General features: G+C 72.6%; 7 protein-coding genes and 1 rRNA gene. 3 read left to right on the top strand and 5 right to left on the bottom strand.

Annotated features, from left to right (window positions below; all coding sequences use genetic code 11):
- Both ACZ7P3_RS03995 and ACZ7P3_RS03990 read right to left on the bottom strand, forming a co-directional pair.
- A 16S ribosomal RNA gene (locus ACZ7P3_RS03995) occupies positions 1–85 on the bottom strand; the annotation flags it as partial.
- Positions 86–731: 646 nt separating this feature from the next.
- Positions 732–1,280 (bottom strand): MarR family winged helix-turn-helix transcriptional regulator, encoded by a 549-nt coding sequence (locus tag ACZ7P3_RS03990; protein ID WP_472078775.1) that lies wholly within the window; start codon positions 1,278–1,280, stop codon positions 732–734.
- A gap of 110 nt (positions 1,281–1,390) precedes the next feature.
- Here ACZ7P3_RS03990 and ACZ7P3_RS03985 point away from each other — a divergent pair, with 110 nt between their 5' ends.
- The gene (locus tag ACZ7P3_RS03985; protein ID WP_472078774.1) at positions 1,391–2,677 is read left to right on the top strand and encodes an MFS transporter; all 1,287 of its coding nucleotides are present in this window, start codon (positions 1,391–1,393) and stop codon (positions 2,675–2,677) included.
- A 232-nt stretch (positions 2,678–2,909) separates the two neighbouring features.
- Here the strand turns inward: ACZ7P3_RS03985 and ACZ7P3_RS03980 are convergent, their stop codons facing one another.
- A complete protein-coding gene (locus ACZ7P3_RS03980; protein WP_472078773.1) occupies positions 2,910–4,565 on the bottom strand; it encodes an ATP-binding SpoIIE family protein phosphatase in 1,656 nt (551 codons plus the stop codon).
- A 130-nt stretch (positions 4,566–4,695) separates the two neighbouring features.
- On the bottom strand, positions 4,696–6,075 hold the full coding sequence (locus ACZ7P3_RS03975) for an NAD(P)/FAD-dependent oxidoreductase (protein ID WP_472078772.1): 1,380 nt from the start codon (positions 6,073–6,075) through the stop codon (positions 4,696–4,698).
- A 382-nt stretch (positions 6,076–6,457) separates the two neighbouring features.
- Between ACZ7P3_RS03975 and ACZ7P3_RS03970 the strand changes: the two genes are divergently transcribed.
- Positions 6,458–7,288 (top strand): TetR/AcrR family transcriptional regulator, encoded by an 831-nt coding sequence (locus tag ACZ7P3_RS03970; protein WP_472078771.1) that lies wholly within the window; start codon positions 6,458–6,460, stop codon positions 7,286–7,288.
- A 428-nt stretch (positions 7,289–7,716) separates the two neighbouring features.
- Complete coding sequence (locus ACZ7P3_RS03965) at positions 7,717–9,696, top strand: sigma-70 family RNA polymerase sigma factor (protein ID WP_472078770.1); 1,980 nt, start codon at positions 7,717–7,719, stop codon at positions 9,694–9,696.
- A 194-nt stretch (positions 9,697–9,890) separates the two neighbouring features.
- Here ACZ7P3_RS03965 and ACZ7P3_RS03960 read toward each other — a convergent pair whose 3' ends face one another.
- On the bottom strand, positions 9,891–13,241 hold the full coding sequence (locus ACZ7P3_RS03960) for an ATP-binding protein (RefSeq protein WP_472078769.1): 3,351 nt from the start codon (positions 13,239–13,241) through the stop codon (positions 9,891–9,893).
- Positions 13,242–13,259: the final 18 nt, after the last annotated feature.

Genomic DNA, 13,259 nt, shown 5'->3' with positions numbered 1-13,259 from the left:
CCACCGAAGTGGTTCATCGTTCGACTTGCATGTGTTAAGCACGCCGCCAGCGTTCGTCCTGAGCCAGGATCAAACTCTCCGTGAATGTTTTCCCGTAATCGGGATGAACACACACGAGAGCGGTGCGAGAGGAGGAATAGTCCCCTCGCACACAGCGTCCTCGCTGTGTTTTTCAAAGGAACCTCGTCCCAGCCGTGATGGCCGGAGACGGGGTATCAACATATCTGGCGTTGATTTTTGGCACGCTGTTGAGTTCTCAAGGAACGGTCGCTTCCTTTGTACTCACCCTCTCGGGCTTTCCTCCGGGCTTCCCTTCGGTGTTTCCGACTCTATCAGATCTTTTCTCGATCCGATTTCCTCGGTGCTTTCCAGGTTCTCGCTCTCGCGTTTCCCTTTCCGGCGGTTCCGACTCTATCAGATCCTTTCGGCGTCTGACTCCCAGTCAGGGGGCTTTGTCTTCCCGGCCCTTGGGCCGTTCCGACGTCTCAAACCTTAGCGGATCCGCCCGGCGATTCCCAATCGGGCCGCCGAGTCCCTATTCGAATTGAATTCGGGCATGCCGAAAACAATCCCATCGGGAGATCGTGCTGGTGGTGTGAGTGCCGCACGTGGCGGCGGAGTTGCTGTCGAGGAACCGTTACGGCTCTGCGGCAACCCGGAGAACTTTACGGATCGCTCAGGGGTGTGTCAAGCATCCCCTGTCAAGATCTTTTCCTGAAGCCCGGCCGGCCTCAGTCCAGGTCGCTGAGACGTCCGCCGGCGTCCGGCTGGGCGTGCTCCACGCGGCGCAGCAGCCTGGTGAGGACCTCGCCGAGGGCCCCGCGTTCCGTAGGAGTGAGGTCCTGGAGCAGGTCCTCCTCGAAGACGGTCGCGAGGCGCATCGCCTCCAGCCACTTCTCGCGGCCCTCGGGAGTCAGCTCGACGATGACCCGGACGCGGTTGGACTCGTCTCGCTCCCGGGTGACCAGACCCTCGGCGACCATGCGGTCGATCCGGTGGGTCATCGCGGCCGGGGTGAGACCGAGCCGCTTGGCGAGCTCGCTGGGGCCCAGCCGGTACGGGGCGCCGGCGAGGACGAGCGCCTTCAGGACCTCCCACTCGGCGTTGCTGATGCCGAGGGCGGCGGTCTGGCGGCCGTAGGCGACGTTCATACGGCGGTTCAGCCGGGAGAGCGCCGACACGATCTTCTCGACCTGGGGATCGAGGTCCTGGAACTCGCGCTGGTAAGCGGCGATCTGTTCTTCGAGCGTCGGCTCCGGGACGCCTGGAGTGTCGGCCATGGCCGCAGTATCGCACGGGCCGACTTTGCCTTGAAGTCCTTCGGTGTGTAGTCTTTAGCTTCGAACTTTAGCTTTGAAGTCTTCACTCCTAACTAGTGAGAGAGGTGAACGTGACCAGGGCGATGGGCGCAGCGATGCGCCGGATCCACGTGGGCAACGCACTCAGCGCATTCGGACTCGGCTTCACGGTCCCCTACCTGTACGTCTATGTGGCGCAGGTACGGGGCCTGGGGGCCATGACGGCGGGACTCGTGCTCGCCGTCTTCGCCGTGGCCGCGCTGATCGTGCTGCCGTTCGCCGGCCGGGCGATCGTGCGGCGCGGCCCGCTGCCGGTCCTGCTCGCCGCCCTGGTCACCGCCGCGCTGGGCGCGCTGAGCCTCGGACTGGCGGGCAACGCCGTCGCCGTACTGCTGTCGGCCGCGGCCCTGGGGGCCGGGCAGGCCGTGATGCAGCCGGCGCTGGCGACGATGATCGTGGACTGCTCGACGGCGGAGACCCGCTCGCGTGCGTTCGCGATGCAGTTCTTCCTGCAGAACCTGGGGCTCGGCGTCGGCGGTCTCATCGGCGGTCACCTCGTCGACACGACCCGGGTGTCCTCCTTCACGCTGCTGTTCGCGATCGAGGCGGCGATGTTCCTGCTGCTGGCCGTGGTGATGTCGACGGTGCGGATGCCGCACTCGCCGCAGATCGCGGACGCGCCGGCCGCTTCGGCGAAGGGCAGCTGGAAGCAGCTGCTCGGGAACCGGGCGATGGTGCAGCTGTGCGTGCTGGGCTTCGTGCTCTTCTTCGCCTGCTACGGACAGTTCGAGTCGGGGCTGAGCGCCTACGGCGTCGAGGCCGCGGGGATATCGACCTCCGCGCTCGGTACGGCGCTGGCCGCGAACACCCTGATGATCGTCGTCGCGCAGTTCGCCGTGCTGAAGTTCGTGGAGCGGCGTCGGCGCTCCCGGGTGATCGCCGGTGTGGGACTGATCTGGGCCGTCGCCTGGCTCGCGGCGGGGTACGCGGGGCTCGGGCACGGCAGCCAGGAGATGGCGACCGCGGCGTTCGTGTCGACGTACGCGCTGTTCGGGCTGGGTGAGGCGATGCTGTCGCCGACCGTCGCCCCGCTGGTGGCCGATCTGGCGCCGGAGGGGATGGCCGGGCAGTACAACTCCGCGTTTGCGCTGGTCAAGCAGTTGGCGCTGGCTGTGGGGCCGGCGGTGGGCGGACCTCTGGGGGCCTCGCTGCACGGACCGTACGTGGTGACCTTCCTGCTGTTCTCGCTGGGGATCACCGTGCTGGCGCTGCGACTGGGCCGGCGGCTCACCGTCGCCCAGGACCAGCCGTGGGCCGCCGCGAAGAGCAGTCGGGTGGTGGCCCGGGGCGGGACGCCCGCGGAGTCCGTGACCGCGTAGCCGTACGGCACGTGGTGCCGGTGCTGCCGGGGGGCGCTTGCGAGAGTGAGTGCCCCCTAAGGGGCGCGGGGAACTGCGCGATCAGCCCCCGCGCGCCCGCGGGGTAGGAACGGCCACAGCCCCGACGGCGGGCGCCGGGAACGGCACGCCCCGCCCCGTACGTGCGCAGGCGGACGACGACCGCAGCCCCGACGGCGCTCCGCCGCACGCCTTCTCCGCCACCTCCTCGGCGCTACCCCCTCGGCAAGAGGAACTCGCACCACACCGCTTTCCCTCCGCCCGGTGTCCTTCTCGACCCCCAGCTGGACGCGATGGTCGCCACGATGGCGATGCCCCTGCCCGACTCGTCGCCCGGCTCTGCGCGGCGGCGGCGCGGCAGGTGGTCGTCGCCGTCGGTCACCTCGATGATCAGCCGGCGGTCGGTGCGGCGGAGCCGCAGCCGCATCGGCGGGGTGCCGTGCTGAAGGCTGTTGGCGACCAGCTCACTCGTGGCCAGGACGCCCAGGTCGTGCAGGTCGGCCGGGAAGCGCCAGCTGGTCAGGACGCCGGAGGCGAACGCACGGGCGCGCGGGGCCGCCTCCACGCCGCCGAGGAGTTCCAGGGCCGCGTTGCGGAAGAGGTCGCCCTCGGGACCCGTACGGGCCGGGTGCTGGAGGACGAGGACGGCGACGTCGTCGTCGTGGTCGGCGGTGACGCCGGCCGAGCGGACCAGGCGGTCGCAGACGACCTGGGGCGTTCCGGTCGCACCGGACAGGGCGCGCTGCAGGGCTGCGATGCCCTCGTCGAGGTCCTCGTCGCGGCGTTCGACCAGGCCGTCCGTGTAGAGGACCGCGGTGGAGCCGGGGCCCAGGGGGATGGAGCCCGACGCGTGCATCCAGCCGCCGGTGCCCAGCGGCGGGCCGGTGGGTTCGTCGGCGCGCAGGACCGTGCCGTTCTCGTCGCGGACCAGGATCGGCAGATGGCCGGCGGAGGCGTACACCAGGCGGCCCTCGTTGGGGTCGTGCACGGCGTACACGCAGGTGGCGATCTGGTTGGCGTCGATCTCTATGGCGAGGCCGTCGAGGAGTTGCAGGACCTCGTGCGGGGGCAGATCCAGGCGGGCGTAGGCGCGGACCGCGGTGCGCAGCTGGCCCATGACGGCGGCGGCGCGGACGCCCCGGCCCATGACGTCGCCGATGACCAGGGCGGTGCGGCCGCCGCCGAGGGTGATCACGTCGTACCAGTCGCCGCCGACCGCGGCCTCGGTGCCGCCCGGCTGGTAGGTGGCGGCGATGCGCAGGTCGTCGGGCTGCTCCAGTTCCTGTGGGAGCAGGGAGCGCTGCAGGGTGACGGCCGTCTCGCGCTGGCGGCGCTCGCTGGCGCGCAGGCGCTCGGCGGCCTCGGCATGGTCGGTGACGTCGGTGGCGAAGACGAGAACGGCGCCGCCGCCGTCGCGTTCGCCGTCCTCCGCCACCGGTGTGCAGGTGAAGGTGTAGGAACGGCCGTCGACGGCCTTGCGGGACTTCAGCGTGCGGGGCTTGCCGCTGCGCAGCACCTGGTCGAGGAGGGGGAGCAGGCCCAGTTCGGCCAGTTCCGGGAGCGCCTCGCGGGCCGGTGCGCCCGGGGTGCGTGCGCCGAAGGCCGCGGCATAGGCGTCGTTGACGTAGGCGATGCGGTGGTCGGGCCCGTGGACGAGGGCGACGAGGGCCGGGACGCGGTCGAGGACGTCGCGCACGGGCAGTTCGCCGACGGCGGGCATGGCGGGCGGCGCCCCGTCGGCCGACTGTTCGGCGCGGGCCGCGGGCACGGCGCTTTCCCCCCTCCGGTCCGGGGGGACCGTGGTCTCGGTCCGCGCTGCGGCGCGGCGCTGCGTTCCGGGGAGCCGGGCGCTCCAGCGCGTGAAGTTCACAGTGGGGAAAGCCTCGTGGGTGCTGAGGTCGGGCAGGTGCCCGTCCAAGGACGTGGGGCAGTCTGGCAGGTGGCCGTCCGCGGCGATATCCGTCAGACGCCGGGGCGGGCCGGGTAGTTCCTGAGTCCGGTCAGGACGACCCCTTCGGGTCGTCCGAGGGGCTGTGAGGAGGCTTTCCACCGGCCGCGAGTTCGAACTCCGCTCGGGGATGTTCGAGTGAACCGAGCGAGACGATCTCCCGTTTGAAGAGCCCGGCCAGGGTCCATTCCGCGAGGACGCGGGCCTTGCGGTTGAAGGTGGGCACCCTGCTGAGGTGGTAGACGCGGTGCATGAACCAGGCAGGGTAGCCCTTCAGCTTGCGCCCGTAGACCTGGGCCACGCCCTTGTGCAGGCCCAGGGCGGCCACGGAACCGACGTACTTGTGCGCGTACGTCTCCAGGGGCTCGCCACGCATCGCGTGGACGATGTTGTCGCCGAGGACCTTGGCCTGGCGGACCGCGTGCTGGGCGTTGGGGGCGGTCTCGGTGCCGGGTTCGGCGGCGGTGACGTCGGGTACGGCGGCGGCGTCGCCCGCGCCCCAGGCGTGCGGGGCGCCGTCCACGGTCAGCTCGGCGGTGCACTTCAGGCGGCCGCGTGCGGTCAGGGGCAGGTCGGTGGCGGCGAGCAGCGGATGGGGTTTGACGCCCGCGGTCCACACGACCGTGCGGGTCGGGAAGCGCTGGCCGTCGCTGAGGACGGCGACGCGGTCGGCGCAGGATTCCAGGCGGGTCTCGAGGAGGACCTGGATGTTGCGGCGGCGCAGCTGGGTGATCGTGTAGCGGCCCATCTCCTCGCCGACCTCGGGAAGGATGCGGTCGGCGGCCTCCACCAGGATCCACTTCATGTCCTCGGCGCGGACGTTGTGGTAGTACCGCGCGGCATAGCGGGCCATGTCCTCCAGTTCGCCGAGCGCCTCGACTCCGGCGTAGCCGCCGCCGACGAAGACGAAGGTGAGGGCGGCGTCGCGGACGGCGGGGTCGCGGGTGGAGGAGGCGATGTCCATCTGCTCGATGACGTGGTTGCGCAGCCCGATGGCCTCTTCGACGGTCTTGAAGCCGATGCCGTACTCGGCGAGACCGGGGATGGGCAGCGTGCGGGAGACCGAGCCGGGGGCGAGGACGAGTTCGTCGTAACCGAGGAGTTCGGCGGCCCTGCCCTCCTCCGCGGTGGCGAGGGTGGTGACGGCGGCGGTGCGCACCGCGTGGTCGATGGAGGTCACCTCGCCGATGACGACGTGACAGTGGTCCAGGAGGCGGCGCAGCGGTACGACGACGTGGCGAGGGGAGATCGAACCGGCGGCCGCTTCGGGAAGGAACGGCTGGTACGTCATGTAGGGATCGGGAGTGACGACCGTGATCTCCGTCTCCCCCCGCCTGAGCTCCCGTTTCAGCCTCCGCTGCAGGCGCAGGGCCGTGTACGTCCCGACGTAGCCGCCGCCGACAACGAGAATGCGCGCACGTTCCTTCACCATCCCATGACGCACCCGACGCAGTTGTTTGTCCACAGCCCCGGCAATTTGTGTGACCGGCGAGCGGGTGTGCGCGGGGCCGGATGCGCCGCCGGGGCGGGGAGGAAGCGGGCAGGTCAGCGGGGGCGGACGGGAGGGTGCGAAGGTATGGAATCCGGACATAAATGACCCGTACTCCGATCGAGGGGCGCTCTGTACGGAACCTGCCCCTTCTGAATTGACCCCCTCTCAACTATGTTCGTGTGTCGACGGGGTGTAGGGAATGTGGCCGGACGGGTCCGCGGCAAGCGGTCCCGACCGTGGACCGACGCGACGCCAGTTCCGCGCACTCCGGAATCAGTGGCGGGGAGTCTCCGGGGGGAGACGTCATTACCGGGGGAAACACATGCATGTTCAGGACACGCATTGGTCATCGGCAGCCGCGATCGCATCCGGTGGCGGGGCGATGAGCGCGGCGGCGGGCAACGGACGCGCGGACGGGGCGCGTACGACACCGCTGCGCGTGGATGCACAGCGCAATCTGGAACACGTGCTGCGTGCGGCGCGTGAAGTGTTCGGCGAGCTGGGGTACGGCGCGCCGATGGAGGACGTGGCACGGCGGGCGCGGGTCGGTGTCGGCACCGTGTACCGGCGCTTCCCGAGCAAGGACGTGCTGGTGCGGCGGATAGCCGAGGAGGAGACCGCGCGGCTGACCGAGCAGGCGCGGACCGCGCTCGGGCAGGAGGACGAGCCGTGGTCGGCGCTGTCCCGGTTCCTGCGGACGTCCGTGGCGTCGGGGGCGGGGCGCCTGCTGCCGCCTCAGGTGCTGCGGGTCGGCGTTCCCGAGGAGGGCTCCGCGGTGGAGGGCCCGGCCGAGCCGGGCGAGGAGGCTCGGGTGCCGCAGCAGCGGTCTCAGCCGGGGGCCGGTGCCGGCGAGCTGCGGCTGGTGTCGGAGTCGTCCGTGTCCGTGTCTGCGGCTGCGGCTGCGGCTGCGGTGTCGGCGGCTGCGGTTGTGGTCGAGGAGGACAGCGGGGTCGCTGAGCTGCTCGAAGTGGTCGGGCAGTTGGTGGAGCGGGCCCGGGCGGCGGGAGAGCTGCGGGTGGACGTGTCCGTGGCGGACGTGCTGCTGGTGATCGCCACCGCGGCGCCGTCGCTGCCGGATGCGGCGCAGCAGGCTGCGGCTTCCGCCCGGCTGCTGGACATTCTGCTGGAGGGGCTTCGGTCCCGGCCGGCGTGAGTGTGCCTCCGGCCGCCTCGGCTCCCGCCTGGGGCGGCAGTTGCGGTGTCCCACCCGCACCACCGTGCGGCTTTCACGGTCGGGTGCGGGTGGCCCTCGCCAGGGCCTCTCACCATCGGCGGCAGCGGGCGGGGAGGGCGGCGGGCACCTTGCCCGAGTGAGGGCGGGCGGCTCGTGGGGGCTCTCGACCGTGAGAACTCTCGGCCATGGGGGCTCTCGGCCATGGGGGCTGGGCGGTGCCGGACGGGGCGTGGTGTCCGGTGCGGGAAGCCTGGTGGTGATTCCCCTACGGGTGATGTTCGGATTTCGTCGGGGGCAAGTGCGCTCGGACGAGTGGATGGGTGCAGGGACGGTTCTTGAACGAAAGACACTGTGGCACCCTGAGCCGGTGACGGGTTGGGCTGGGCCGGTGCCGGGGGCTTTCCGCGATGAGCGTTGACGGGTCGGACGAGTCACGCGGTGACGGTGTGGCGGAACCCGGCGGGCTGACCTCGCCGCAGGTACCGAGTCAGGGCGGGCGGGCCGCGGTCCCCCCGGCAGCCGAACCGGTCGACAGGAGTGTGCCCGCCCAGCGTGACGGCAGTGTGCTGCCACCGCCCCTCAGGACGGCGCCCGCCGACGGTGAGTTGATCGAGCGGATGCGTGCGGGTGACGATTCCGCCTACGAGGAGCTGTACCGGCGCCACGCGGATGCCGTACGGCGGTACGCACGCACCTGCTGCCGTGACGGGCACACCGCGGACGACCTCACCGCCGAGGTCTTCGCACGCATGCTCCAGGCGGTGCGCGGCGGATCGGGCCCCCAGTACGCCGTACGCGCCTATCTGCTGACCTCCGTGCGGCGCGTTGCCGCGCACTGGACCAGGTCCGCCCGGCGTGAGCAGCTCGTGGACGACTTCGCGCTCTTCGCCCAGCAGGCCTCGCGCGCCTCCGAGGTGTCCGACGACGACACTCTGGAGACGGGCGCCGATGTGCGCGCGCTGCACGAGGCCGAGCAGTCCATGGCCATGCAGGCCTTCCGCTCGCTGCCGGAGCGCTGGCAGGCCGTGCTGTGGCACACGGAGGTGGAGGACGAGTCCCCGAGCGAGGTGGCCGTCCTGTTCGGGCTGGACGCCAACGGCACCAGGGTGCTGGCGAGCCGTGCCCGTGAGGGGCTGAAGCAGGCCTATCTGCAGGCCCATGTCAGCGCCTCTCTCGCCGGTGACGGGGAGTGTGGCCGCTACGCCGACCAACTCGGCACCTACGCCCGCCGCAAGCTGCGCATCCGCGCCGAACGAGGCCTGCGCAAGCACTTGGACGAGTGCGCCGGATGCCGGCTGGCGGCCGCCCAGATCGAGGAGGTCGCGAGCGGTATCCCCGCGGTGGTGCCGGTCGCGGTCGTCGGCTGGTTCGGGGCCGCCGGGTACGCGAAGGCGCTCGGGATCATCGCGGGCGGTGCCGGGGTGGGCGCAGCGGGTGCGGCTGCCGGGGCCGGCGGATCCTCGGCAGGTGCGGCTGCCGGGGCCGGCGGATCCTCGGCAGGTGCGGCTGCCGGGGCCGGCGGATCCTCGGCAGGTGCGGGTGGCGGCGGTGGCGCGGCGGCCTCGGAGGGGCTCGGAGCCCCGGTGAAGGCCGGACTCGCCGCCGGTGTGGTCGCGGTGGCCGCCGCCGTGGTGGCCCTGGCGCTGGTGAACGACGGCCACCCGGCCAAGGAGGTGGCCAAGCCGTCGCCGTCCGCGCCGCTCGTCAGGCCGAAGGCGCCGAGCCCCGCGCCGCCGGCGAAGAAGGAGCCCGCTCCACAGCCGGCGGCCCCGGAACCGGCGCCGACGCCGAGCCCCACTCCGGCTCCGACGCCGACGCCCACACCGGCTCCCGAGCCCAGCCCGAAGCCGACACCGACGCCCGCACCGCCGTCGACGCCGGCCCCTACGCCCACTCCGGCGCCGAAGCCCACGCCGACACCCACGCCTCCGCCCCCGCCCCCTCCGGCTCCCGTGGTCTACGAGTGGAGCGACCTGGGCTACGACGTCGGCGGCGACGGCACACGGCCCGAGATGCGGCTGGGCCAGAGCAACTGGGTGTGGCAGCGGCACGGCATGTCGATCGGCGGCAGGCGGTACGCGCCCGGTGTCACCGTCCACGGCAGGTCGTCCGTCACGATCGACCTCAACCGCCGGTGCTCCGCCTACGACGCCCTGGCCGGCGTGGACGACCTGGCCCTCGGGCTCGGCAAGGTCTCCTTCTCCGTCTACGCCGACGGGGTCCGGCTGTGGAAGTCCGGGACCGTCAGGGGCGGGGACGCGGCCGTGCCCGTCCATGTGGACCTGACCGGGCGCAGGACCGTACGGCTCGTCGTGGAACCGCACAGCATCGTCTACGACCAGGTGGCGCCGGCGGACTGGGCCCGCTCCACGTTCACGTGCCGCTAGCCGCGTTCAGTCGCCGCTGCAGCCGCGTTCAGTCTGCCGCTGCAGCCGCGTTCGCGTGCCGCTAGCCGCGTTCAGCTTGCCGCTCCAGCCGCCTTCGCCTGTTGCTGGCCGCGTTCGCGTGCCGCCGACCGCCTTCGCCTGTTGCTGACCGCGTTCGCGTGCCGCCGGACGCCTTCGTCCGCCGCAGGCCGGGCTCACCGGCCCGGGGCGGTCGCCGTCTCGTGCAGCCGGCGCAGAACGTCCTCCGGGTCGAGTGCGGCACCCCGGGCGCGCTCGGCCGCATAGCGGTCCGGGGAGAGTGCTTCCCGGGCGCTCGCGTCGATCCGTCCGGCCCGAGTGCGCTCCGGCTCGGGGCGGGGATGGCCGCCGCGCCAGTGGTCGGCGGCCGTGAACAGCCGTACCGCGCCGGGCAGATCCCCGAGCCGGGCCAGCAGATCGGCGCCGATGTCCACCAGGCCGGCCGTGATCGACTCGGCGCAACGCCGCTCCATCGCCTCGCGCAGCGCCTCGGCCACGATCGGCAGGGCGTGCGCGGGGCCGGACTCGGCTGCCGTGACCAGGGCCTCCACGGCGTGCAGGGCGGCTGTGAACTGCGGGGGCGGGGTGCTCCGCGCCACCAGCCCGCGGGTCACCTCGTACAGCTCGCGCGCGCGGGCGATGTCCCCGTCGTCGTGGGCGAGATGGGCGCGCATCAGCAGGACGAAGGCCTGGGACTCGGTCACTCCGTACCGGTCGGCGGCCGTGCTCGCCTCGTCCAGGGCGGCCAGGGCGGCCTCGCGGTCTCCGGAGCGGTAGTTGATCTCGGCGACGCGCGCCATCAGGAACGGGGCTTCGGCGTAGGCGCCCACCTCGTAGGCGAGGCGCAGTGCCTCCTCGTACTCGCCGCGCGCCTCCTGGTACCTGCCGCGCACCATGTCGGCCTCGCCGGCCGCGCTGCACACCTGCGCCCGCATCCAGCGGTCGCCGATGCGGCGGCTGAGCGTCCGCAGCTCCGCCAGGTCCTCGTCCACGCCTCGCAGATTGCCCGGTGAGTCGACGATCACGTGGGTGCGGTACATCATGGCGACGCCGATCTCCCAGTCGCCGCCGTACCTGCGGCAGTTGGCGACCGCCGCGGCCATGTCGATGCCCACGTCGCCCGCCGGGTCGCCCAGGTAGTAGGCGGTCAGCGGCCAGACGATACCGGGCAGGCGGGCCGCCTGCGGACCGCCGCACTCGTACGCGGCCCGCACGCGCGCGAGGTACTCGGGGGCCCGCTCGTCGGCCGCGAGGTGCTCGGGTCTCGACTCCGCGATCATGAACAGGTCGAGCATCCGCAGGTCCATGCGCAGCGCCCACAGCGGATGGCCCGCCTCGCCGTCGGGCGCGGCGAGGAAGGCGCCGATCGGGTCGGCCGAGTCCGTCGCAGCCCGCAGGGCGGCGGCTCCCGCGCCCCCGGGCAGGGAGTCCAGCGCGACGCCCAGGCGCAGCACCAGCCGTACCCACCGCACCGCCTCCTGGCGGTGGTTGCGCAGCCACCAGAACCAGCCGACGGCCAGGACGATCGCGGCCGCCTGCGGCTCGTCGCCGGCCAGGACCGCGCGGTCGAGGGCCGCGCGGATGTTGTCGTGCTCGCTCTCCAGGCGGGAGATCCAGGACAGCTGGGCCGCGGACCGCAGCTCGGGTTCGGCCTCCTCCACCAGGGCACGCGCCCAGGCGCGGTGGCGCCGCTCGGCCGCCGCGCGCAGCTCGGGGGTCTCGGCCGCGCGCTCGTTGGCGTACTCGTGGATGGTCTCCAGCATGCGGTACCGCATGCCCCCGGAGCCGCCCGGGCCGCCCGGGCCGCCCGGGCCGTCGGGGAGGTCCGGGCCGTCGGGGAGGTCCGGGCCGTCGGGGAGGTCCGGATCGGCGACGACGAGGGACTTGTCCACGAGCGCCCCGATCAGGTCCGCCGCCGGGCCGGTGCACACGGCCTCGGCCGCCGCGAGGTCCCAGCCGCCGGCGAACACCGACACCTCGCGCAGTACCGTCCGCTCCTGCTCGTCCATCAGCTCCCAGGACCAGTCGACCACGGCCCGAAGGGTCTGCTGGCGGGGCAGCACCGTGCGGCTTCCGGAGGTGAGCAGGCGGAAGCGGTCGTCCAGCCGGTCGGCGATCTGGCGCGGGGTCAGCAGCCTGAGCCGGGCCGCGGCCAGCTCGATGGCGAGCGGCAGCCCGTCCAGGCGGCGGCAGATCTCCGCCACCGCCTCGGTGTCGCGGAGCACCACGGCGGCATCGGGACGGACGGCCTGCGCGCGCTCCTCGAAGAGACGGTGGGCCTGCTCGGGGACAAGGGGTTCGACCGGGCGCACCGCCTCACCGGGGACACCCAGGGGTTCACGGCTGGTGGCGAGGATCGTGAGCCCCGGGCAGTGGGTGAGGAGGGCCTCGGCGAGGGCGGCGGCCGCGCCGACGACATGCTCGCAGTTGTCAAGGATCAGGAGCAGGCTGCGCGGTGCGCAGTACTCGATCAGCAGGGCCGTGGGGTCGGCCTGCGTCGTCGCCAGGTCGTTGGTCAGCAGCACGGTCTCTCGCAGGCCGAGCGCGTTGACCACCGCACCGGGCACCGCCTCCGGCCGGTCGAGCGGGGCCAGCTCGGCCAGCCAGGCCATGGGCAGCCCTGCGGCGGCCTCTTCGGCGAGGCGGGTCTTTCCGGAGCCGCCCGGTCCGGTGAGGGTGACGAGGCGGGTCCTGTGCAAGTCGGAACGGATGGCTTCGAGTTCTGGTTCCCGGCCGACGAAGGATGTCAGGCGGGGGCGGAGGTTGCCCGTCCGCTCCGGGGGCCGGGCGGAGGCCGGGGCGGCGGGCGGCTCCTGCTTCAGCAACGACGTGTGCAGGGCGCGGAGTTCCGGGCCCGGGTAGGCGCCGAAGGTGTCGGCGAGGGTACGGCGGGCGGACTCGTACGCGGCGAGGGCGTCGGCGAGGCGGCCGGTGTCGCGCAGGGCGCGGATGAGCAGGGCGTGCAGGGGTTCGTCGTAGGGGTGGGCCGTCGTCAGTTCCTTCAGTTCCGGTACGGCGTCCTCGGCCCGGCCCAGTCGCAGGAGGGCCTCGGCGCGGCCCCGGACCGCCTCCAGACGGAGCGTGTCCGGGCGGGCGGCCGCGGTGCGGTCCGGGAGGTCGGCGAGGGCGGGGCCGTTCCACAGCGCGAGCGCCTCGTCCAGATCGCGGGCCGCGGCCCGGGCGTCACCTCGGTCCAGCGCCGCCCTGGCCGTACGCACCAGGGACTCGAAGACGAAGAGGTCCACGTCCTCTTCGGCGGCGGCGAGGCGGTAGCCGCCGGGTGCGGAGGCCACGGTGTCCCTGCCGAGGGTCCGGCGCAGCCGCCCCACCAGGGCCTGCAGGGCGGCCGGGGCGTCCTGGGGCGGATCGTCCGCCCAGACCTCCCCGATCAGGGTCTGCGGGGCGGCGACGCACCCCGGGCGCAGCGCCAGTGCGGCGAGCAGCGCGCGCACGCGCGGGCCGCCGACGGGTATGACGGCTCCCTGGTCGTCCTGCGCCTGGGTGACGCCCAGGATTCTGTACCGCACCGACCCATTGTCGCCGTA

It is taken from the genome of Streptomyces sp. NPDC107581 (assembly GCF_055657175.1).
Note: the sequence above shows the minus strand (reverse complement) of the source record. Positions and strands in the feature narration are given on the sequence as shown.

Bases quoted from the DNA above. Each gene is read 5' to 3' on its own strand.
- ACZ7P3_RS03990 (WP_472078775.1), bottom strand. From the start codon at position 1,280: ATGGCCGACACTCCAGGCGTCCCGGAGCCGACGCTCGAAGAACAGATC.
- ACZ7P3_RS03975 (WP_472078772.1), bottom strand. From the start codon at position 6,075: ATGGTGAAGGAACGTGCGCGCATTCTCGTTGTCGGCGGCGGCTACGTC.
- ACZ7P3_RS03970 (WP_472078771.1), top strand. From the start codon at position 6,458: ATGCATGTTCAGGACACGCATTGGTCATCGGCAGCCGCGATCGCATCC.
- ACZ7P3_RS03965 (WP_472078770.1), top strand. From the start codon at position 7,717: ATGAGCGTTGACGGGTCGGACGAGTCACGCGGTGACGGTGTGGCGGAA.